The sequence below is a fragment of the Cohnella silvisoli genome (assembly GCF_021190915.1).
GTDB lineage: Bacteria > Bacillota > Bacilli > Paenibacillales > Paenibacillaceae > Cohnella > Cohnella silvisoli.
Map to the genome: position 1 here is coordinate 87835 of NZ_JAIOAP010000017.1, position 23332 is coordinate 111166.

Here is a 23332-nt window from a genome sequence, read left to right on the forward strand (position 1 = left end):
CTCCTTTATACTAATTGATTTTTTAACCATTCATAAGCCATAATTCTTATCTCCTGGGGAAATTCGTGTTTGCCTGATCCGATTAATGAAACGAATTTGTTCGGTTGCTCCAGAGATTCATAGAGTTCTTGAACCGTCATCATGGCTTTCCCCGCATATTGCCAATGGGGAAAAATAGCGTCATTTTGCGTAGACCAGTTAAAATAAGCTCGTGGAAACGTCAAGGCAACGACCTCGTTGAATTCAAAAGGGATTTCGCCGCGAGCCAACCATGGGCTAAGCGCAGGGAAATGGGTGAACCATTCCTTTCTTAACCCCCAACGCTGCGGTGTCGGATCTCCGGCAAAGGAACTAAAGCCGCAGCTGCTGACCGTTGCTCGAATTCGCGGCTCGAATGCGGATAGAAAAAAGGCATTGTATCCGCCCAGTGAATGCCCGATTGCGCCGATGCGTTCGGCATCTACATATTCCAAGCCCGACAACAATTGAACCCCATGTCGATGATCGCAAAGCATTTTGCCGATCATCGACCAATCCGGATATTTCTCTTCGAACGGCGAGGTTTGAAATGCCTCATATCCCGGAAATATTCGATCTCCTGCGGTGAGAATGTCCGGGGCAAGAACGACAAACCCTCTTTCCGCCAATTCCAGACCATAAGCCAATTCGTGATCGCCCTTCATTCCGACGACCTCGTCCTTACCGCAGGCGGCCGTTTGATGCAAAGCCAACACGGCGGGGAACCGTTTCTGAGAAAAACCCGTCGGAATGAGCAAGTATGCGGAAACGAGATCGTCATCGTAAGTGGAATAACATATATTTTGCAGGATAACACGATCAGATAGCTGTCTCTCCGAGATTACGTTGAATTGAACAAGGTGCGGATCAGGAATTGTCCCGATTAAGGCTCGTACACGCTGTTCAATTTCGTTCCTCTTTGTCTCCCATTTCTTTCGGCGGTCGTCCGTTGCTTCCGCTTCTGGAAGAAGACGTTGTATTTCGTCTGATAGTAAATAGGTCATGTGAATCCCACCTCTTTCATTCCGAGTTATGAGGTACGGGTATGAGTTGGAGGAAAGGGAATCGCAGGTGGATCACCCTTTCCTCTCCTACTCTTACGAAATGGCAAGCTGTACTATACGAAACGTTCTGGCAGGTATCGTGAATGTGACCGTGTTGCCGCTGATCGTTAAGGGGGTGTTAGTTATAAGCTCCAGAGCCTGTGCAATCCTGGAAAGCCCATAACTATCCGTCGTATCTCTGTCGACGAATGCGATCGTCACCGTCTTGGACGTATCCGTCGAATTCTCAAGATAATACGAGGAATTACTGAGCTGGAAGCCGCCGAAAGAGTCATTCTCGGTTTGGTTGACCGTAAAACCGTAATACCACTTATCATCCAATATCGGCGTTAAATCTCTGCTGAAATTCAATCTGAACGCTCTTAAATCATACATAGAGCCCGCTGGATAATAAGTAGGCCAATTGGACTCGATCGTCCGCAGCCCTGTTGCATCGTTCCATACGATACCGTATAAAATCTGGGCGATTTCGTACGAGAAGCGGGTAGCCGTCGGAGCGTAATGGTCATCCTTATCATCTTCGATATAATTGTTGACCATATGCCATACATAAGGCTGTAATTCAGATTTCTTGTAACTGACTTCGTTAAATAATTGGGCAAGTCTCATCAGAACATATTTCCCGTACTCTCCATTCGGTCCCGTGCCCATCCTGTAGATCAGATCATTAAGGCTAAAAGCGCTATTTTTCTTCATAAACCACAGAATGCCGTCCACGCCGTTGTTGGTCATCGTATTCCAATATGCGGATTCCGTACTATTACCCGCTGCATCCGCTATTTTTTTCATAAACGCGGCAATAATGGTAGCCTCAATGTGCGAATTAATAACGGTGATGCTCTTAGAAAAATACAAGGGAGAATAATCATAGAAGGAAGAGGTTGCCTCGAAGCTTGAGGAAGCTTCTTCCCCCGGTTCAACCTGTGCGGTATCGATCAGAATTTCATCACCCGGGCGAGAGAATAATCTTAATGCTTGTGCTGGGCTTGCGTGAATCGGCAGCTTTTGAACAATCGATGTCCAAGAACTGTCCGTAATATTGTAATACTGAATCGGCTCCGTTGCGTCAACCTCAGTTACCGAGACATCATCTACATAGATGCTAGTGTTATTTCCTAATATGAAGTTTACCTGGTTAAAATTAGGGTTTTCCGCATTGACCGTCGTTTCCAGCTTAGTCCATGTATTCCCAACTAGCGATTGAACCTGCCCATACCCGGATAGACTCATATTGACATAAACGTTGCTTCCCGTTGCCGATTTGACCCATGCCGTCACTTTGTACCTTTTCCCAGGTACGCTGTTGTTGGACACCAGATGCATCAAATACACGCTTCGATTGCTCGGACTCGCGTTCCCGACCGTAAACTTAATCGAATAATTGCCTGAGTGCTTCTCAGCCGATTCTATGATGGCGCTGTCTCCGGGAACTTGTTGCATTGTAAAATCTTTAACAGTACCCGTCTCCAAATCTCCATTGTTCCAGAAATTCAAGGGTACAGAATCGGTCGTTTCCACGATTTCGCTATCATCGAGATAAACGCTGCTGCCCTGCGGAATAGTAACCAGAATACTATTATAACTCGTGTTGGTTACCGTAACATACGTGTCCAACCGTACCCAATCGGCTCCGACCGAGTAGGTTTTCGGCCCTACACCGCCGACGCTGACGGTTACCAGAGTATTACCCGGATTGGCATTCTTGGCCCATATGGAACCTCGGTATTTTTTGCCGACAACGCTGGCGGAATTGCTTTGGTTGATCGCATAGGCCGCATTCCCCGAACTATACGTATATTTCAGCGAATACGCGCCCATATGGGCATTTCCGGTTACCGCTTGTATGCTGTCCCCGCTCCCCGCATTAACGACACCCCAATTGCCGTTCAATCCGGCTTCGCCCCCGCTGTTGCTTCCGTCAGTAAGCGGATCGGTCTCGTCCGTTTCGACCAGCCCCATATCGTCAATGTAAACGGTATTGCCTTGCGGAATAATGACTCCAACGGAGTTATAATAAGGATTTGTCGCCGTTGCATACGTATAGATAGGAGTCCATCCATTGCCTACCATGAAGCTCCTTAGACCGGCGCCGCTAATATGAATTTGAATTTGAATCGGGGTTGAGCTCGCCGATTTCACCCATGCGGTCGCTTTATATTTTCTCCCTGTTATGCTTGGTTTCGTCGACGTATTCCTGATCGTTGTCTGATTGGCGGACCCATGCGTATAGGACATGGCGTAGATTCCGCTGTGGGATTCGCTCGCACTTGGGGTCATCGTATCTCCGGCACCTTGAAAATCAAACGCCCAGTTGTTGGCGGAATTCTCTTCCACACCTTCATTATTCGAGGCATTCAGCGGCAACTTATCTGTCGTCTCCTCGATTTTAAGGTCGTCGATATAAACGGATTGCCCGGATGGTATTTTGATATCCGCACGGTTGATGTTTGGATCCGCGTTTTCAACGATCGTATAAATTTCGCGCCAACCGGTGCCTATGTTGTAAGTTAACGTCTGCTTGCCGCCTAAACTCAAGGTTACATTTGCCGTGCCGCTGCCGGATTTGACCTGCATGCTGACCTTGTAGCTTTTCCCTGACGTACCGGACGTTGGAAACGAATACCGGAGCGCCGCGTTTGCGGAACCGCTCGTATATTGCAATCCGTATGATCCGCCCGTTTTATGGGTCGTAGACACTTGCATAGTATCGTTAACGGTCTTGTTCGTGATTTCCCAATTGGCGGTATTTCCGTATTCGAGGTCGCCATTCCAACCGTCATTCAATAGAGTTTTGCCGGCATCGCGACCGGAACTATCCAGCCACACTTTGGCCGTCGTTCCTGCCTTCGCTTTTACTTTGGCGGAAGCCACGTATTTCGTGCCGGCGCCTTCAAAGCCTGTACCTGCCGTGAAAGGAGCGCTTAGGAAATTGTCTTTGCTGTTCGCCCCATCATTACGGTATGTCAACGAGTGGGCGCCGCTTGCATAATCGTTCGATATTTCGGTATACCCTCTTCCGTTTGCCGTCCAACCGCTTATTTGTTGCACCGATGGGGTATTGACGATAACCTGATCGCCGGGCCTCATAAATAGTTTCAGGTCATTCGTCGTATCGTTGGCAAAAGCGGCATTGGAAAGAGATTTCACCGTTGTGAAAGAGGCTTGATTAATATCAACAGAATAGACCGGTACTTGATCCGAAACTTCCATCAGGACCACATCGTCAATCAAGATGGATCTTCCGGCAGGTATCGTAATCGCTACGGTATTAAAATACCCGTTAGACGCATTGACCATCGTACTGATCTGCGTCCATTCGCTCCCGACTGTGTAAGCTCTTGGACCAGCTCCCGAAACGTCGATCGTTGCGGAAAGAGGATTTGTAATCGGCGACTTCACCCATGCCGTAGCTTTATATCGCTTGCCCGGTACACTGGATAAAGACGACACATTGCTGATATACGTCGTCGTCCCGCTTGACGCACGCGTATATTGCACGGCATAGTTGCCTGCATGCTTGTCCGTCGAAATAACGGAAGATACATCCCCTGTGCCCGGATTCGTGATGGACCAGTTCGTCAGGTTTCCGCTTTCCGCTCCTCCATTATTACCTTCATTGATAGGAACGCTTTCCGAGGTCTCCCCGATGACGGCATTGTCGATGTAAACCGATTTTCCGGATGGTATGGATATAGCCAACGTATTATAGTACTCATTCGTGACATCCACGATCGTGGATAGCGGTGTCCATGCACTGCCCACGGTGAAGGTTTTGGAACCGACTCCGGAAATATGGATCGTTACGTCGACCGGATTGGCATCGGCCGACCTTACCCACGCCGAACCCTTATATTTCTTCCCGTTCGTGCTCGCGACATTAGCGATATTTCTGGCAAAAGCGACATTGGCCGAGCCGTGCGTATATTTCATTGCGTAATTCCCCGCAAACTTGACATCGCTCACAATGGTTAACGTATCGCCTGCTCCGGACCCATAAATATCCCATCCCGCGGCACTACCCGCTTCCGCGTCTCCGTTGCTGTCATCGTCGTTCAGAATAAAATCTTCCGCCGTTTCAGTGTAAACCACATCGTCGACATAGATCGCTTTATTTTGCGGTATCGTAAGTCCGACATTCGTAAAGAACGCCGTGGAGGCATACACGACCGTGGAAATCTGCGTCCATGTATTGCCTGCGGTATATGTTTTTTTCTTTCCTCCCGCAATATCGATAGTTACGTTTACCGGATTATTATCGGCCGATTTCACCCAAGCTGTGGCCTTATATTTCTTTCCTATGCTGCTGGCGGGCGTGTTGCCGTTTCGAAGCGCGGCCGTGCCGTTCGTTGAAAGATGGGTATATTTGACCGAATAACTTCCCCCGTGCTTTTCCGTCGATTCCAGGGCGATCGTGTCGCCGGTACCCTGATTCGAAACCGTCCAATTGCTCAGCGTGCCCGCCTCGACATTCCCATTGATCGCGTTATTTAGCGGCGTACTATCGATCAGAACAGGATTATCCGCGGATGTAAGCCATACTTTCGCTCCGCCTGCCAGATTTGATTTTACGCTTACCTGACTGGAGTAGTCCGATCCGATCGTAGGCGTAAACGAGCTCTTCACGTAGTTCGATTCTACATTTGTACCGGTGTTTGTAACCGTATAGGGCGAAGACGTCACCGATACGTTGCCAACCGTAGTCCAACTGCCGGATGTCACGGCGGCGCTTTGTTCGAAATCCCCGTTAGTCAGCGCGTTCACATCATGATTCCAAGTGAAGATGCCCGTCTTGTCGTATATTTTTTTCAAATTACCTAGTTTACTCAATATCGCAGCTTTATCGCCGGCGGATAAACCGGAGTAAATTTGATTGGTCAATTCAACCATCGGCATAGCAACCTGCGCGAAATAAAAGTTGTTATATCCTTCCGCGAGTTGGCCATTTTCGGTTAACGATTGCTTAAGCAAATCGATTAGCAATTTATAGTTTGGCATCCCCCCCGTCGTATAGACGCCATTGTATTTGGTATCGTTCGTTTTATCGATATAATTGACGACAAACCGAATCCTTTCATCTACCATCGCCTGCGTCGGGTTTATGGTTCTTCTATAATAGTTGTTGATCGAATTTCCGATTACGGCCATGTTATGGCTGTTGAAGCCCCAGTTAAAACCTCTTTCCCCGTTAATTCCCCAATCCTGACTGGAGGTCGCATCGTTCCAAGGCGCATTTTTAACCGCTTTGCCTTTGTGCAGGGTGGTAAAACCTATGCTATAAAATTGGTCGGCATAGCCTTCGATCGGGTAGTACGCAATTTGTTTGTTTAACGTCGTTACATTTGCGAAACTCTCTTGAAACGGCCCCATCGTATTTAAATTGTTCGTAAATGCCGAAATTCCGTTATCGATTACGCTGCCTTTAAATGGCCGGACGTAAAAATAAAAATCTTCCGTGTTGTTCGCCGACATCGCCTGTCCCGTCACATCATAAGTAAGAACAAGCTCGCTGCCCACGGTCTGTCTGGTGATGCTGTAATCCATAAACGATTTCCGAACATAATCATCCGAATACCATTTCCTCAGTTCGGGGTAGTTTAGCGGCGTGTAGATGACAAGGCCTTCCTGCGTCGTTGTATTATAAAGCACAGTTGATGTGGACAACCCTGCCATATTGTTGCCGTACGCCGTCGGCGAACTGCCTAATTCAACCTTGACGCCATCGACCAAAATGCTGCTTCCCGGCGAAGCGCTCAGATACAGGGATGGGTGCAGCGTGGAGATGCTAACCGGCTCATTCGGATCTATCGGAGCGGAAAATGTCATGGAAAGTCTTGTCCAAGCTCCGGTAGTTACAGCCTGAAGCACTTCGGTTCCATAGCCGTTGACCCACAGCTTGGCGGAAGTATTGGCTCCGGATGCCTTGACCCACGCGGAAACGGTATACGTATCTCCCTTCTGTACATCGAACTTGGCCGAGACATTGCCGCTATAGTCCGTTTGATTGTTCGTCAATTTTAACGAATAGTTACCGTCATGCCCTCCCGCGACCTGCTGCATGGCGCTTGACGAGCCATTTAGCGTCCATCCGGGAATGCTGCCGGTCAGCTCGTACCGGGGATCCGAAACTTTATCGGAATTGATAGCGGTATAACGAATGTTCCAGCCTCCGACTTTCTCGAAGCTCCCGCTGGCATTCAGCAGGTTATCCCCTTTAAACGAAATATTGCCGCCCTGATTGACATAGGAATCGTCCTGCAATATTTGCTGCGGCTGCACATCATAATAGATTTTATCGAATTTCGTGCTTGGAAATTTGAAGTTATACTTAATATTGCTCGGAGAGGCGTTTTCTTTCACGTGCAATCGAGGGTACATATACAGGATATCGCTGTTTTGTAAAAACTCTGTATACATGGTGGATATATAACGATTATTGTTAATGCCATTAAAATAAAACTCGCTCATTCTGCGTTTAAAGAAATCATAGGATTGATCGTAACCATTTAAAGCGGTACCGTTCTCTGAAATAACGGATACATTATCCGAATCGTACGTGTTGCCGCCTTCAACGATCTGCATGTTGAAATCATTAATCATCTTTCCGGCGGAAAAGTTGCCCGTCCCATTCGGATCCAGATAAAGACCGTTTAATATGCCGTTTGCGTCATAATCCGCTTTAATCTTGGCGTTGTTGACCGAAGCTGTTCCCGCAGCGACGCCCGTTTGGTACCGCCAAGTCGCTACGCCGTTCATGATATTGGAAGATGCGAGTACGGGTGTATATGAACCCAATAACATAACGGCTACCATTAACATACAACTTATCTTTCTATTCACTCTTTTCATTGAATACATTTCTCCTCTCAAGATATGGAATGAAAATAGGAATCGTGATGCGTATGCGCGCGGTACCGTTAAATCCGTTAATCCCCCCCTTCCTAGTCGAATTAGACTTGGAGCTTGTCACATCCCGGTGCTCTTTACGACGATACAATCAAGCTCCACCAGCATCCCATTCAACGAGCAGCCAACGACGGTACGAGCAGGCAATGGTTCAGTAGTAAAATAAGAGGCGTATACCTCGTTGAATGCTGCCCATAATCCGATATCCTCCAAATAGACGGTCACTTTGACGACGTCCGCTAAGGAATATCCGTTATCTTCCAAAATAAACTTCACATTATCAAGCGTTTGCTTTGCTTGGCTATCGATCGTATCGCCGACGAGCCGCTTATCTTTGTCAAAAGGCCCTTGGCCGGACATAAAAAGCATGCCGTTGCTTTCGACAGCGATGGAATAGCGACCGAAAGGTTCATGCACTCTGGGGGATGTAACTGCCCGATTCAATGATCTTCACCTCTCAATTTTTCATATGATAGCCGCCATCGACAGGGATAAGCGCGCCGGTTATATAAGAAGCTGCGTCGGATAACAGAAAGGCAGCCATCTCCGCTATTTCCTCTGCGGTTCCGCATCGTTCCAGCAAGCTATTGTCATGAATTAATTGCAACGTATCGTTTGATAATTCAGAAATTTTATTTTGGGCAAAAAAAATACCGGGCAAGATGGCATTCGCTCTTATTTTCGATGTCGCATAATCATGGGCAACGATCTTGGTGAACTGATTAACGCCTGCTTTGGCTGCACCGTAAGCCGCATTATAAGCCGCAGGTATTTGACTGATGATTGAAGAGGTATTCACGATTGATCCGCCTCCTGAACGTATCAAGAGCGGCAGCATCGATTTGCAAACGATGAAAGCGCTAGTGAGCGTACCTGTAATGACGAGCTCCCATTCCGCAAGCGTTTGCTCCAATACCGGCTTATGAATCGCCGTACAAACGTTATGGAAATACCCATCCAGCCTCCCGAACTTACTTTCAATTTCTTTCGCCAGCAACGCCGAATCGGCTTCCCGGGTCACATCGGACCGGACAAAGATAAGCCGGTTTTCTCCGTATTCCTGCAATAAAAGCTTCATCTCGCGCGATTGGTCAACATCGCCGATATCGTTGGCCACAACAACGGCGCCCTTCTCCAAAAACATCTTCGTTGCGGCTTGACCCAGCTGCCCTAATGCTCCCGTGATCAATAGCACCTTGCGTAATAACGGATCCATACGGGCCTCCTTTCGAAATAAAGAGCCTTTCACCTTACTTGACTGCAATATCGCTTATAAATCCGTTCAAATTCCGTACGATGGCTTCCATAAATTGTTTTCCCTTTTCTTTGGTGGCCAACGTTGGATCTCCAAATGTTCCCGTTTCCGTTAATTCATCAAAATCATAGACGACGGATACGGGAGAACTGTGCAGCATGTCGATCGCCAAGCTTTCGATTGGGGGCTGACGGCCATCCTTCTTCCTGTTCGTCTCATCCACGTAATCCGGGTACAGATGCATCATCATCGAGGTTTCCATCTCGCAAGCATGGCCCATTCCCCCAAGCGCGGAATCTCTTATTTCCTGCATTTCCTTCCGGGCCAAGTTCCAATAAGACAGCCCGCAAATCAAGAGCGAACGGTGATCGCGGAATCGATTTTTCAGCGCCTGCAAAGCCATTTGAACCGGCAAGGCATTCCCCCCGTGTCCATTGAGAAATAGAAACTTCGTATATCCCGCCGTCACTAACGAAGAAACGATTTGTTCCAATAAGTCTGCATATACGTTTTGCGAAACGGAAACGGTCCCCGGAAATTTCATATGGTGAGGCGAATGCCCCACCCAAACCGTCGGCAGCAGCATCACTTGATCCGGTAACGACTTCTCTACCAATTCGGCAAGCGCTTGAATCAGATAGCTGTCGACTCCAAGCGGCAGATGATGGCCATGCTGTTCCAAAGCTCCCAACGGCACCACGATAACGATTCCAGTCTTGTCCATTCCACCTATATCGACCCATGATTGCTCTTGCAGTCTCATCTATCGATCACCTGATTTCCTCTAGTAGTTGACCATCAAGTATGGGGTCTCGATTTCTTTTTTATAATAAAGCGATTTCATAACCGCATCCGTTGTGCCCGTCGTAATCAAGGACCGTTCGAGCGGATAAAGAGCTCTTCCCGTATGGATGAACCTTTCCAGTTCGAGTACGAAGATTGCGCTATGGACATGAGGCTTTTGCCATTGGCAATAAAACTCCGCGCAAAGCGGCTTCTCGGATTCATAAATCTGATATGCCGACACGAATTTATTAACTTCTTTGTCCGCGTATAACATGCCCGCCTGCAACCCGTCGGCATAATTCACTTCGATAAATACTGGTCGCTCAAGAGTGTAGGGAAAACGGTCCAGGTCGGTTAAGTTGATAAACCCTCCCGCAGCCCGGTAGATGGACTCCCATTCCGGTTGAAGCAAGCGCCGAACGGCATCTTCTCCTTCATAGGCCATTACGGATTTTACGCCGCTTTCGCCGTATGCCCGCTTTTCCGCAATGGATTGCATCATTTCCATCGTATGATAGACATATCTCTCCACGGCCGAGAAAATGAATCCGAACATCCGTTTCATTGGCGCTCCCGAAGGGATCGGCAATTGAGCCGGAACCTGATAGCAGAAAGGAATCGAGGAGCTGGACATAAAGGGAATGCGATGCGTTTTCACTTTCTCGTAAACCCATTCGATATCTTCGCGTACGATGGCAAACCCCTTGTCGGTAAAGATGGGAACGATTTTCCCAGCTTCCAGCATCACATTTAGACAAATCTCGAAAAACTCTCGTCTCGGATACATGGTTTGCCCGAATTCATTGTTCGGATAATCCCCAAGCTCTCCGATGATGATAATTCCGTCCAAATCAAAAGTGTTGCCACCGCATTTCAGCGTTTCTTCAATCGTGTCATACATCGGAACGCCGTATTGCTTCGCCATATCTCGGCTCATGTCGTTGTCAGGGAACTGATCCACATACATGGCCGCAATCTCCAGCGTCGATTGATAAGGGACTCCGTTAATGGAAAACCCCCGCATCATTTTGCTAATAAAAACATCCGCGTGCGAAATGTCCCAATATTCCGTAATAATGACGGCCACTCTTTTTTTTCGATTCACGCTGAACCTCCTCATGAATACCGAACGTGACGATATCCCGACTGACTAACCTTTAACGGCACCGATCGTAATGCCCCGCACAAAGAAACGCTGAAAACTGACGAACAAAAGAACAACCGGTATCATCGTCCAGACCGAACCTGCCAACACAAGTCCGTAATTTACGTTCTGAAGCTGCATGGAAGAAACGCCAACCTGCAGCGTGCGCATCTCGCGGGATTCGGTTGCCAACAATGGCCATAGAAAATCGTTCCACTGCGTAATGAAGCTGAATATGGCCACGATGGCCAGCACAGGCTTGCTGAGCGGCAGGATGATTTTCCAGTAAATGAACCATTCGGAAGACCCGTCTATTTGGGCGGCGGCAATGAGTTCGTTCGGTATCGATTGCATAAATTGTTTCGTCATAAACACCGCGAACGGCGACACCAGTACCGGCAAAATAAGTCCCCAGTAGCTATTCAACAAGCCCATATCCCGTATCAACATAAATAAGGGGATCATAATGACCTGCGTGGACGTCATCATGATGCTCATGACGAACCAGAACAGCATTCGCTTACCTGGAAAGTTCTTTTTGGCAAAGGCATATCCAGCCATCGAGCAAATGATCACGTTGCCGAACATTCCGCAGATCGCGATAAGAAAGCTGTTAAACGTCCACAGCGAGACGATGCTGTCCGCGAACAGCTTCTCGTAATTTTCCCATGTAAGATGATAGAACGATAAATCGGGAGGCATCCGGATGACCGAAGTGGCAGGCTTTAACGAATTGATAACCATCCAATAAAAAGGGAGCAGCATGCAGCAGCCAATGATCGTTAATAACGCTGTGCTGGTAAAGGCATAAATTTTGGCGATACGTATTGAGAACACCTCCTAATACTCAACATCATTGGACAAATATTTGAATTGAATTACGGCGATAATCATAACCAGGATCAGCAGAATGACTGCCTGTGCGGAGGCCACGCCGAAATCGAATTTTTTGAATCCGTTCTCGTAAATCAGAAAGCCGATCGTCGTGGTTGAGCCGTTCGGACCGCCGCCCGTCATCATATAGATCGGAGCAAATACTTGAAAGGAGCCTACCGTATTTACGATCGCCAAATATAATAAAGCGGGTTTTAATAAGGGCAGCTTGATGTGAAATGTTTCCTGCAGCCCGTTCGCCCCATCGATTGTTGCGGCTTCCTGATAATCCTTGGGTATTCCGCCTAACGCTGCGACCAATATGAGGATTGACGGCCCTTGCGACACGGCCAGCGTCATCATAATAATCGAATAAAGCGCGATATTGGGGTCACCTAACCACAGTACAGGCTCTAGTCCTATCTGCTCGAGCAAGTAATTAAGCAAACCAAAGGACGGATTGTACAGCCAGCCCCATAGGACGGATATGATGACGATTGGAGCAACGCTCGGCAAGTAGTAGGCCGCTTTAAAGAACGATTGCAGCTTACCGGCGATCGGATCCATGAGAAAAGCGATGATCAATGAAATTACGATGCCGAAGAACACGGTAAATACGGTATAAACTACGGTCGTCCGAAGGCTATCCCAGAACACGGAATCATGGAAAATCTTCGCATAATTGCTGAAACCAACCCATTTAGCGCCGTCAAAACTCCATCTCTGGAAGCTTAACTTCAATCCGCTTAGAATCGGCACGAACATAAAGAGAATAAACAGCGATAAAGCAGGCAACAAAAACAAATACGCGGGAAGATATATTCGAAAGCTCTTCATCGTAACACCTCCTGAGTGCAACGGTAACCATTCAGGCAGTTGACTGTGCAATATCCGTCAACTGCCTGATTGTCGCCTGCCGGTTACTTCAGCTTGTCGGTTAGTAATTTATCCAAACGGTTTAAGCTGTCATCTACCGTACTTATACCCGTCAAGATCGCTTGAAGCTGTTTCTCCCAATCGGAAACGGCCACGAGACCGAAAGCACGTGAAAATTGGGAATTGCCGTATTTGGATAGTTCGTTGAAATAAGCCATGTTGGCATCGTCCCCGTAAAGATTGCCGCTAGAGTTTCTAGCCGGGAAAGAACCGGTTGCTTTCACGATTTTGGAGTGCTCGGTATCCGTAATGAAGCGAGCAAATTCCATAACCATTTTTTTCTTTTCCTCGTCTTTTTGTTTGAATACGATAAACCCGCCTACGTTGTTCCATGCCGCCGTCGGTTGATCCTTGCCGTGCGGAGGGGCTACGAAGGCAACTTCGAACGGTTTTGGCGACTTAGCGACGGAATCCAAAATATCAGTACCGCCAGGATACATAGCAACCTGCTGATTCAAGAACATTTCGCTGGCATTCGTAACGCTGAGTCCTGCGGATCCAGGAGAAGCCACTTTGTACTTAATGGCTAGGTCGGCCATGAATTGAATCCCTTCTTTGAATTTGGGATCCGTGATCGTCGATTTGTCAAAAGAATCATTGACAAGGTTGCCGCCATTGCCTACGCCATACAGGTACATAAAGAAAGGTCCGTCTTTCCCCCAAATCGAGGTGCCGAATACGTCCGGCTTGGAGCCGCCGCTCCTGCTGAAGGTGGTCGCTTGCGCTGCTTTCAAATACTCATCATAAGTCCAGTCACGCAGAGGACGATTCAGAGGCAGCAAGTCCACGGCGTTCTTTTCCTTGAAAAGGTCCAAATTGATGGCGACTCCGGATACAAGCTTTAACCAAGGCCACAAATAATTTTTGTCTCCATATTTCATTGCGCCTTTAACGGAATCGGAGTAATCATCCCAATCCTCGGGTTTCAAATAATCGTCAATCGGTTCCAGCGCGCCCATCTTACCGTATTTCGTGACCGCTCCGAAATTATTGATCGTATACACCAGATCTGGCGGAGAACCGGCAGCGACTGCCACATCCAACTTCTCCGTTCCCCCTGCCCAATCCAATATTTCAACTGAAACATTGGCATTCGGATGTTGTTCTTTAAATTGCCGCGCGTACTCCTTGGCAAAATCGTCGGGATTACCGGTTCCCTCGCCATTTTTCCCCATGATCATCGGATAAATCCACAATTTAATCGGTATTTCCTTGTCGGAAGCGGATGCAGATGGAGCCGTTGTGCCAGTTGCCGTGGAGGCAGGGGAGCTTTCCTGTACGTTTTCCTTTTTCGAGCATCCTGCCATGATTACGACACTGCCAATTACTAGAGCTAACATGAACATTCCCAATTTACGCATGCTTGTTTACCCCTTTCGCATAGTTATCGAAATGATTCCAAACAACCCTTGCTGTACTCTTCTCACCTCCTTAGTATAGTAAAATGTAAACCCGATCTTTGTCTTATCCGGACATCCTTACCATGGAGAGCAATCGTTCTGCATTGCCGCAGCATAACAATCGTCGATCTGACTCGCTGATGTTTGCCGCGGATAGTTGCAATATCGTTGCTTCTGCCGTTTGAATCGGAGTGCATGAACCGAAGGCATATTGCGAAGCCTGTCCTTTCTGGCAAAGTTGAGAAATAACCGCCAACGGACCGTTTACATGCCAGAGATCGTATAATACATGGTCGATACTTTGGTCGGCATGCAAGTAACGTGAAATTTCATCCTTTTCGTTGCTATTGACTCCACTGATGATCAAGGGGTTGTCCCCTGCCGCTGAAATCATAGAGGCCAGCGAATGTACAGGAACAGCTTCCGTATAAAACCGATGGTGTTGAAGACGCTCGTCCTGCAATCTGGCACAGACATGCAGCGGCAGACGATACGGTTCGATGATTTCGATCAATCGGTTAACCGCAGGATGATCCAATTTGTATTGATGATAGCCAGGAATGAGTCGAATTCCCCTAACTCCCGAATCAATCGCCCATTGTAATTCCTGCAGCCACCCTTCATCAGTCGGATTAATAATCGCAAATGGCCACAATCGATTATCTTGAGAACAAGCCTTGAATAAGGCTTCATTGCCTGAACGGGTATCATATCCAAACACCGATGCAATGTGACTAATACATACCCCCTTAAGTTGATACCTGTCGGCCATTCGAGACAAATCCTTTTGCTCGGCGCTGGCTTGCAGACGATTCGGCCAACTCCCGATGAACGCGGTTACATCAATGGCATGTTCATCAATAAACGGTTTTAACAAGTCCACGATTTTGTTTCACCTCATCGATCAGAAATTTCATGTTCTCATATGTGACAAGCCTGAAATCGGTTTCTGACAAATTTGCGCCTACAATTTTTCCCAAATTGCTCGCCATACAGGCAAAAGGCAAATCCGAACCGAAAATAATCCTCTTTGCTCCCAGGCGTTTTACCGCATAACCCACTTCGGAACCTCCGATCGGTGTGCCCGAAGTGTCTGCGTACACATTTTCGTAAGGCTCGATGATGTTAATAGCGGATTCCATCTGTCCGCCCAGATGGGCCATGATGATTCTCGCTTCCGGATACCTGGCTGCCAAGTCCGCAACATGGTGCGCGGTAGACTCATAGGGGAACTGGCTGATCGTCTTTTTCCAAGCATGAACGAGAATCGGAGCTTTATATTGGATCGCTTGCTCCACATAAGGAAAAACCAACGGATCGTTGCATAACGTAGCAATCCAGAGTTTCAGCCCGATGAAGCCTTGCTCCTCCACTCTCCTCCGAAAGTCCATTAAAGATTTGTGACCGTGCCTTGGATTTACGTAACAATAACCTTCCACTTGTCCGGGATGGTTACGAATCGCTTTCGCCATGTCATCGTTGGCTTGAATCGTTTCCTCGTAAGTAGGTTGCGGCGTATAATTCAGCAAGGAGCTTCCCACGAACAAAGTAATGCCCAATCTGCTGCCTTCCGACAAAGTCTCCGGATGAAGGTCGGAACCGTATAAGTGAATGTGTGCGTCTATCATCTCAAATTCCTCTCTCTTTTAACCCATTGACAAGCCTTTTCCAGCCGTTCGACCGTTTCATCGAGATCCGTCTCCTGATGGCTGAAGTTGATATAAGAGGTGTTGTATAAGGAAACTCCGTGTCGAAATGCCGACCTGAATATAAGCTCTTTCAATCGCGGCTCCGCTCCGGGCAAAACGACAAATGCGGGACATGGCGCAAAACCCTCAACCCTTATATCGATGTCGTATAGCTTAAACAAATGATTGATCCGTCCCCATAGATTTGCGCCGCCTGACCATAAATGATCGACAACGTTTTGCTGCACATACGTTTGTATGCAGGCCTTGGCTGCCGCCAGCGAGAGCGTTTCACCGCCAAAAGTGGAGGAAATAATCGCGCCGCCGCCTTTATCGCCAATCGCCATGATTTCCTTTTTGCCTACATAAGCCGAAAGCGGCATTCCGTTCGCAATCCCTTTACCAAATACGGCCAAATCGGGCTTAACATCGAAATATTGCTGAATACCGCCGATTGCTATGCGAAAGCCCGTTACGATTTCATCAAAAATCAACACGCTGCCGTTTCGGGTTGCGATCGAACGCAATTGAGGATAAAAGTGTTTGCCGGCGGACATGTCGGCGTAGTCGGCTGCTACGACGATGGCTGCAATTTGATCCGGGAATCGTTTGAATAACGACTCGACACTCTCCAGATCGTTCCATTTCACCGCATGGTGCAGAGCGCTGATCGCGGCCGGAACGCCTTGCAGCGAAGCTTGCGATTGGCCTGGAAGAGAATGACCCTCAACGGACAAGCTGTTCAACCATCCGTTGTAACCAATTTGTATGACGTGCTCCCGTTTCGTGTAGGCGCGCGCTAATCGAATCGTTGCTGCAAGCGCTTCCCCGCCGGTTTTCAAAAATCGTGCTTGATCCGCGCACGGGATGAGTTGACACAGCATTTCCGCGACTTCGCCTTCGAGCGGATGAGGATGTCCGAATACAATCCCTTGAAGAAGTTGTTCGCGAATCGCTTCGTCCACTTGCGGAAATTGATAGCCTAATGTAATAGGACCTAAACCGTTACGATAATCGATATACTCGTTGCCATCGGCATCCCATACCCTGCAGCCCTTCCCTTTAACGATGACACCCGGCTCTTCGGGTGCAAAGACAGGCGCTTTTGAACATGTGCTCGAGCCCCATGGAATGTATTGTTCCATTCTTTTCGTCCAAGCGCGTGTTTGTTCGCTTCTCAAATGCTTCCCTCCTAAATCATGACAAGCCCACTTTTCGAGAATGATAAAATGGTGTATAATGGGAGTACAAATCAGTACCTGTACCGTACCTATACCGTGATAATAAAATGATCTCTCCGATCTTGTCAATCTTTATCTTTAAAATCATGTCAGCGTAACTACCATATTCACGCTAGAAGGGAAATTTATGCAGCGCGAAAACGAATTTTTATACATGAAGCTATACAATACGTTAAAAGAACAAATTCTCACCGGCGCATTGAAACCCGGTCATTTCCTATTGCCGGAACATGAATTATGCAAGCATTATAAACTCAGCCGCAATTCCGTCCGCAAAGCATTGGAAGAGCTTCAAAAAGACGGTTTCGTCGTGAAACGCGTCGGACTCGGTACAATGGTATCTCTGGAATTGGAAATACCCGAGCCTGACCAGAAGGTTCTGCATATATTGGCGCCATCGCCGGCTACCTTTGCCGATGAAGGTTTGCCTATTATCTTAAAAGCTTTTCAGCAACGTTATCCTGATGTAGAGGTAAGACTCCTGCACCTGCCTTCCGATCGGTATGCGGAGTCTTTGCGTTTGAGCGGCGAAATGGGGATCAATCCGGATCTTGTGCTCATTTCGGATGTGCATTATAGCGAGATGAAAAACGCGGCGGCGTTTCAAAATCTAAAAGCGGAGCTGTCCGAGGAACTGCAAGGCATTTATCCAAAGCTTATTCACCCCTTTCTGTTAGATCATGAAATTATTGCGGTACCCATTACTTTTACGCCCGTGTTCCTTGCCTATAATGCCAAACTGTTCGAGAAGGCGAATATTAGCGAACCAAGCCCGGACTGGAACTATGAGGATTTTGTTCATGCAGCAGGCAAACTGACCATTGAATCGGATGATGTGATTGAACAATTCGGTTTTTCCATGCATCCGACCATCTATCGCTGGCCTGTATTTTTGCTGCAAAATGGGCTTACCCCGAAGACGAAACGCAATACGAGCGAAATCGTTCACCAATCGCTGTCTATGCTCCAGAAGCTACTCTTTCGTCAACGAGTGGCGACCACTTACCTTGACTTATCCAGAAAAGGAAATCCGTTTATTAGGGAAATGTCTGCGATGACTCTAACAACCACGTTCGAGATGGCATCTTGGAAGGAGGAAGATATTCCGTTCGAACCGCGGTTTGCATCTCTTCCGTTCGGGGATCATCAAGCCACGTTGCTTCAAGCGAATGCTCTGATGATTCCATCCAGCAGCATTCATGCGGATCTCGCTCTTGCTTTCGTGCAAACCGCGCTTGATCCTGACGTACAGAAAGATTTTTGTATAAATAAACCTTTTCTTTCCGTATTTGAAGGTGTAAATACTGCCGTCAGCGACAACAAAAAGCTGCATAGTCTTAATATTGAAAGGAATCTTCTCGATAACAACTACTTTTTACATGAGCTTTTTACCGAAACGATGATTGAGGAATTCATGTCTGAAATGCATTTGTTTTGGCTTGGATTAGAGTCTTCTTCTCTACTTTCCAAGAAATTTGAGAATATCATGAATCTAGAAGAAGAAAATTAAGCCGTACTACCGAAAAATCGCCCTGCAGGCTGCCAAATCGGCAACTTGCAGGGCGATGATTTATTTAGCGACCATCTCTATCCGTGAAATACTTTCTGATCCCGTTCACAATAGCTTCGGCCGTTCGATTCTGGTGCGTATCGCTGAGCATATTCGTTTCGTCGTTAAGGTTCGTGAGGAACCCTACCTCTAGCAATATTGCGAGATTATTGCTGCTCGTTAATACTTTCCAACCTTCCTTCTTCACGCCGCGGTCCTTGAATCCGGTAGCTTCCGCCAGTTGCTCGTGCACCTTGCGTGCGAACTCAAAACTTGCGTCGGCATAATAATACGTTTCGGTTCCCGATACTTCGGGATCCTTGTATGTGTTCCCATGAATGGACACAAACGCGTCCGCATTGAGATCGTTGGCGATTTGGGCACGATCCTCCAGCTCGACAAAGGCGTTATCCGTACGTGTCATGTGCGCCTCGAACATTGGATCCTGCTGGAGCAAATCGTAAACCTTCTCAGACAGCGAGAGCGTGTATACTTGTTCACGATTACCGCTGGCACCTTCCGCTCCGGGATCCTTGCCTCCATGCCCCGCATCGATCACGATTTTGTAGCGTTGTAATCCTTCTTGCGGCGTTGCCGTATTCTTGTTCTGCGAAACTGTCGGATCCTCCGAAGGCTTGATTCGATTCGCCGAAATCTGTGATGACGAAAGCTCGTATATCGACCAGACCAATCCCATCAAAACAATGACAATGATCATGAATGTCGCTTGCCTGCTTTGAGGCTGTTTTCTGCTTATCCTCTTCATGCTGTCTCGCTTCCTTATCTCTCGGATTTCTTGCGGCGGTATTCTACCATTGTAATACGAGAATATATGATAAGTGAGATAGACTTGTATTGAAGTTGTAAATTGTCGAATTCAACACGCAGAACGGCACAAAAATACCAGCTGCGGCGGCAGCTGGCATTGGTTTCCGTCGGTCGGCTTACGCCCCTATATAATTGAGCATGGCCATCACGTCTTTGTTGAATCCAACGACTTGCTTCGTTCTCAGATCAACCAAAACACTATAGTTTAACGATTGGTTATCCTTGCTCATATAGTACATTTCCGTAAAAATGCCCCAACGGATGGCTTTCTCGTTTAGAACCAGATCGGACAAAGCATAACTTCCCTTTTCCTGAATAAACCGATTGGCAATCCCGATTATGTCATCCATAACCACCTTCGGTTCCTTACCAAGGCTGCCATTCTTCAGAATTACTTTGGAAATTTTCAGCACATCGCCATCTCTGGCATTCAAGACGATATCATAGACTTCATTGGGATCGGCCGATTGGGTCAAGGTCATATAGAATAGACCGCTAGGGATTTTATTCGGTTCTGTCTGAGAATCCACCTTGAACCCCAGATTCTGCTTCTGTCGCGAATTAATGCCGTATTCCACCTTGACCAGCAGATCTTTAAGTTTCTTCTGATCAACCGCCATCAACTCGAATTGGACTTCGTCCATAGTCAGCTTCTCGTCGTAATACTTGTTGACCGCATTCAGGCTGAGCGTTTTCACGGTATCCTGAGATAGTACGCCTTCGTATTTCACTTCATTGCTTTCGTGCTCTTTGGTTATTTTTTTTACCATGACGGTGTCTTTTTCGATGGCGTTGAACAATGCCCCGCACCCCGTCGTCAGGATCATGAATGCCGCGCATACGATAATCGCAATCAGTCTGTTCATTGATTCATCCCGCCTTTCGGAATGACCTGAGCGAAAATTACTCTAAACGTCGTACCCTGATCTTCTTTGCTCGATACTTCGATGACGGCCTGGTGCATGCTCGCCACGCTTTGACATATCGAGAGGCCTAAACCCGCTCCATTGCTGTTTCTCGTTCTAGCTTTGTCCGCCATGTAGAACGGTTCAAAAATTTTGTCCCGATGCTCTTCGGCAATGCCGATTCCTTGGTCGATAACTTCAAGGATGTAACGACCATCGCGCCAGTAGGTACGGAGAGTTATGCTTTGTTGTTCGACAGAAGCTTTAAGCGCATTGTCTACGAGATTGAAGATCAGAATTTTAATTAAATCCTTTTCCAATTGCAGCCTGCCCTCTTCAAGATCAGTGACAATCGCTACTTGCTTCTTCTTGGTCATCATTTTTAGCGCAGGCTCAATCTCGGCTATGATAGCTCTCAGATCATACTCCTCCATCTGAAAATGGTCCTCTTGAAGCAAAATCAAATCCATTAGCTTCGACGAGAGCGACTCCAATCGCTTGCCCTCCGAATAAATGACATTCACCCCGTCTAAGAACAACTCTTCGTTGTATTTGGTCGTCCTCAGAAAATTAGCATATCCGATAATCGACGTCAAAGGCGTTTTTAATTCATGGGTAAAATTATTGATGAACCTTTGCTTCTCTTGATTATGCCGCTCCAGGTCATTGATTTTATCCTCGACAACCGAAGCCATATCATTAAAATTGCGTGCCAGAACGCCTATTTCATCTTTAGATTTCAGCCTAACGCGTTCCGAAAATCCGCCCTGGGCAATCACTTGAGCCGTTCGGTTGAGTCGATCGATCGGCTTCGTCAGTCCTCTGCTCACGAAAAACATGATTAGCATATAGAGGAAACAGGCAGCAATGTCCACTTTAACGAAAAAACGGTACTGATCTACGCGATCCTGGTATAGGGGAGTAACGTCTTTCATGTAAGTGAACACGTATCTTTTATGATTAATATCCGTAATGTTCGAAGTGAATAGTATCGTACGCTGGTCGACATCCCGCAATATATAATGAATTTCGTCATCGGACAGCTTGTCCAATTCCTCGCGATGCACAGGCAGCTTGAAATCGGCATTGCTGAAGATCGTCCGGTCCTTCTCGTTCATGATTTCCAAATAAATACGCTGGTCGTCATTCTTATTAACAAATTCATTGGCGATGTTCGTTAATACCGTTTTCTCGTAATCGATAGAATCATAAATACGAAGGATCGGAACAATCGCATCTACGCTGGAATGAATGCTCATGTTCTGGCTTAACGCGCTGTTGATTTCCTGCCCCAGCATTTTGTTATGGCTCCGCTCGATGACCATAATCGAAGCTGCATTAAAGATGAGGACAAACACCAGGAAAGAGAATAAATAAATTTTTTGCCAAAATTTCATCGGTCAATCCTCCAACCGGTAACCGATTTTATAAATGGTCTTGATATGGTCCTGCAGCTGAAGCTTCTTGCGCAGCGATTTGATATGCATATCGACCGTTCTCGTTTCGCCGTAATAGTCGCCGCCCCATACTTTATCGATAAACTGCTCTCTGGAGAGAGCGATGTTCTTATTCTTCATCAGCGCGACAAGCAAATCGTATTCCTTCGGCGTCAGTTCGACCGGCTTCCCCTGAATGGTCGCTTCTCGTTTGTCCAAGTCTACTTGAATGTTGTGAAATTCCATCACGCGCTCTTCTTTGCCATATCTTCGCAATACGGTTTCGATTCGGGCCAGCAACTCAATCGCTTCGAAGGGCTTGACCATATAGTCGTCGGCACCTAGTTTCAGTCCGTTGACTTTGTCGTAAACCGAGTTTTTTGCCGTCAAGAAAATGACCGGAATTCGGTAGGGCTGGATTTTCTCCATCAAGGCAAACCCGTCCAGCAGCGGAATCATGACGTCCAGCAAAATGAGATCGAACTTCTCCCGCTTCACCGCTTCCAATGCCGCCAAACCGTCGTATACCTCGGTTGTCGCGTAGTTCACGATATTGAGATTCATTTTTATGATTTTGGATATGTGAATATCATCTTCAACGATCAAAATCTTTTTTGTCATCCTTAGAAAACTCCTGACTCGTAATGTTGGCTGTTTCATTATTTCGCGAAATCATTGAACAATCCTCCCTTTAGAAATTAAAGATACGATTCGTGCCACCGCCGGTTATGTCACCAAAACTAAAAAACATCGCGGTGGCCGCGATGTTTTTTTAGTTGCAACGCCTTGTTATTGTTGACTTTTCGCCAAGAACTCGTCGAGTTGATCAAAGGTTCCGCCGAATCCTTGCTGTACCATAGGCCGCATTCCTTCGAAGGTTTTGAGTTCCTCTTCCGTTGCGTTTATCGGTCCGCCTCGAAATGTAAGCGTAGTTTTTCCATCATTCTCTGTTAACGTTAAATGATTGATGATCTCCAAAGGCCAAGTAGCGCTGAAAGGAGCCCGGATAGTGTTGCCTTCCTCATCGGAAAATGAATTGATGAATACGAGTTTCTCCGGCGCTACGATTTCCTTATAAACAAACTTGCCCCACATGACGTGTCCCTCAGGGGAACGCTGACTGCCAAGGAAGATGCCGCCTGGACGGAGATCCAATTTGTAGACCTCCAAAGTGAAGCCTTTTGGTCCCCACCACTGTTGCAGACGCTCCGGCTCCGTCCAAGCTTTGAACACAAGCTCACGAGGGGCGTTGAACACCCGTGTAATTACCAATTCATTGTTGGTTGCATAGTTATCGACCATCATG

18 protein-coding genes are annotated in these 23332 nt (G+C 47.2%); 1 reads left to right on the top strand and 17 read right to left on the bottom strand.

Annotated elements, in window-relative coordinates:
• Window positions 1-5: 5 nt before the first annotated feature.
• The 12 genes from K7P76_RS26255 to K7P76_RS26310 all read right to left on the bottom strand — a co-directional run bounded on the left by K7P76_RS26255 (window position 6) and on the right by K7P76_RS26310 (window position 17248).
• On the bottom strand, window positions 6-1022 hold the full coding sequence (locus tag K7P76_RS26255; protein WP_232189038.1) for a dienelactone hydrolase family protein: 1017 nt from the start codon (window positions 1020-1022) through the stop codon (window positions 6-8).
• Window positions 1023-1115: 93 nt separating this feature from the next.
• Entirely contained in the window at window positions 1116-7928 is a 6813-nt protein-coding gene (locus tag K7P76_RS26260; protein ID WP_232189039.1) for a carbohydrate binding domain-containing protein, read from the bottom strand.
• 117 nt (window positions 7929-8045) lie between these two features.
• A complete protein-coding gene (locus K7P76_RS26265; protein WP_232189040.1) occupies window positions 8046-8429 on the bottom strand; it encodes a RidA family protein in 384 nt (127 codons plus the stop codon).
• 13 nt (window positions 8430-8442) lie between these two features.
• Complete coding sequence (locus K7P76_RS26270) at window positions 8443-9201, bottom strand: SDR family NAD(P)-dependent oxidoreductase (RefSeq protein WP_232189041.1); 759 nt, start codon at window positions 9199-9201, stop codon at window positions 8443-8445.
• Between the two features lie 34 nt (window positions 9202-9235).
• Window positions 9236-10003 (bottom strand): creatininase family protein, encoded by a 768-nt coding sequence (locus K7P76_RS26275; RefSeq protein WP_232189042.1) that lies wholly within the window; start codon window positions 10001-10003, stop codon window positions 9236-9238.
• A gap of 21 nt (window positions 10004-10024) precedes the next feature.
• A complete protein-coding gene (locus K7P76_RS26280; RefSeq protein ID WP_232189043.1) occupies window positions 10025-11131 on the bottom strand; it encodes a hypothetical protein in 1107 nt (368 codons plus the stop codon).
• Window positions 11132-11176: 45 nt separating this feature from the next.
• Complete coding sequence (locus K7P76_RS26285; RefSeq protein WP_232189044.1) at window positions 11177-12007, bottom strand: carbohydrate ABC transporter permease; 831 nt, start codon at window positions 12005-12007, stop codon at window positions 11177-11179.
• Window positions 12008-12010: 3 nt separating this feature from the next.
• Window positions 12011-12880, bottom strand: coding sequence for a carbohydrate ABC transporter permease (locus tag K7P76_RS26290; RefSeq protein ID WP_232189045.1), 870 nt, complete (start codon window positions 12878-12880; stop codon window positions 12011-12013).
• Window positions 12881-12963: 83 nt separating this feature from the next.
• Window positions 12964-14340 carry an ABC transporter substrate-binding protein gene (locus K7P76_RS26295; protein ID WP_232189046.1) on the bottom strand — a complete coding sequence of 459 codons (1377 nt, stop codon included), beginning with the start codon at window positions 14338-14340 and terminating at the stop codon, window positions 12964-12966.
• A 103-nt stretch (window positions 14341-14443) separates the two neighbouring features.
• Window positions 14444-15262 carry an amidohydrolase family protein gene (locus tag K7P76_RS26300; RefSeq protein WP_232189047.1) on the bottom strand — a complete coding sequence of 273 codons (819 nt, stop codon included), beginning with the start codon at window positions 15260-15262 and terminating at the stop codon, window positions 14444-14446.
• Window positions 15237-16007: an amidohydrolase family protein gene (locus K7P76_RS26305; RefSeq protein ID WP_232189048.1), complete on the bottom strand. Its 771-nt coding sequence runs from the start codon at window positions 16005-16007 to the stop codon at window positions 15237-15239. The genes K7P76_RS26300 and K7P76_RS26305 overlap by 26 nt, the downstream gene beginning before the upstream one ends.
• On the bottom strand, window positions 16004-17248 hold the full coding sequence (locus tag K7P76_RS26310) for an aspartate aminotransferase family protein (protein WP_232189049.1): 1245 nt from the start codon (window positions 17246-17248) through the stop codon (window positions 16004-16006). Before K7P76_RS26310 ends, K7P76_RS26305 begins: the two co-directional genes overlap by 4 nt.
• A 187-nt stretch (window positions 17249-17435) precedes the next feature.
• Between K7P76_RS26310 and K7P76_RS26315 the strand changes: the two genes are divergently transcribed.
• Window positions 17436-18818, top strand: coding sequence for an extracellular solute-binding protein (locus K7P76_RS26315; protein ID WP_232189050.1), 1383 nt, complete (start codon window positions 17436-17438; stop codon window positions 18816-18818).
• 64 nt (window positions 18819-18882) lie between these two features.
• On the opposite strand, the gene K7P76_RS26320 is transcribed toward K7P76_RS26315, so the two are convergent.
• From K7P76_RS26320 to K7P76_RS26340, 5 genes are all read right to left on the bottom strand, one after another.
• Window positions 18883-19623: an N-acetylmuramoyl-L-alanine amidase family protein gene (locus K7P76_RS26320; protein ID WP_232189051.1), complete on the bottom strand. Its 741-nt coding sequence runs from the start codon at window positions 19621-19623 to the stop codon at window positions 18883-18885.
• Window positions 19624-19801: 178 nt separating this feature from the next.
• Complete coding sequence (locus K7P76_RS26325) at window positions 19802-20551, bottom strand: hypothetical protein (protein WP_232189052.1); 750 nt, start codon at window positions 20549-20551, stop codon at window positions 19802-19804.
• On the bottom strand, window positions 20548-21987 hold the full coding sequence (locus K7P76_RS26330; RefSeq protein ID WP_232189053.1) for a sensor histidine kinase: 1440 nt from the start codon (window positions 21985-21987) through the stop codon (window positions 20548-20550). Before K7P76_RS26330 ends, K7P76_RS26325 begins: the two co-directional genes overlap by 4 nt.
• A gap of 3 nt (window positions 21988-21990) precedes the next feature.
• Window positions 21991-22647 carry a response regulator transcription factor gene (locus K7P76_RS26335; protein WP_232189054.1) on the bottom strand — a complete coding sequence of 219 codons (657 nt, stop codon included), beginning with the start codon at window positions 22645-22647 and terminating at the stop codon, window positions 21991-21993.
• 168 nt (window positions 22648-22815) lie between these two features.
• The gene (locus tag K7P76_RS26340; RefSeq protein ID WP_232189132.1) at window positions 22816-23328 is read right to left on the bottom strand and encodes an SRPBCC family protein; all 513 of its coding nucleotides are present in this window, start codon (window positions 23326-23328) and stop codon (window positions 22816-22818) included.
• Between the last annotated feature and the right edge of the window lie 4 nt (window positions 23329-23332).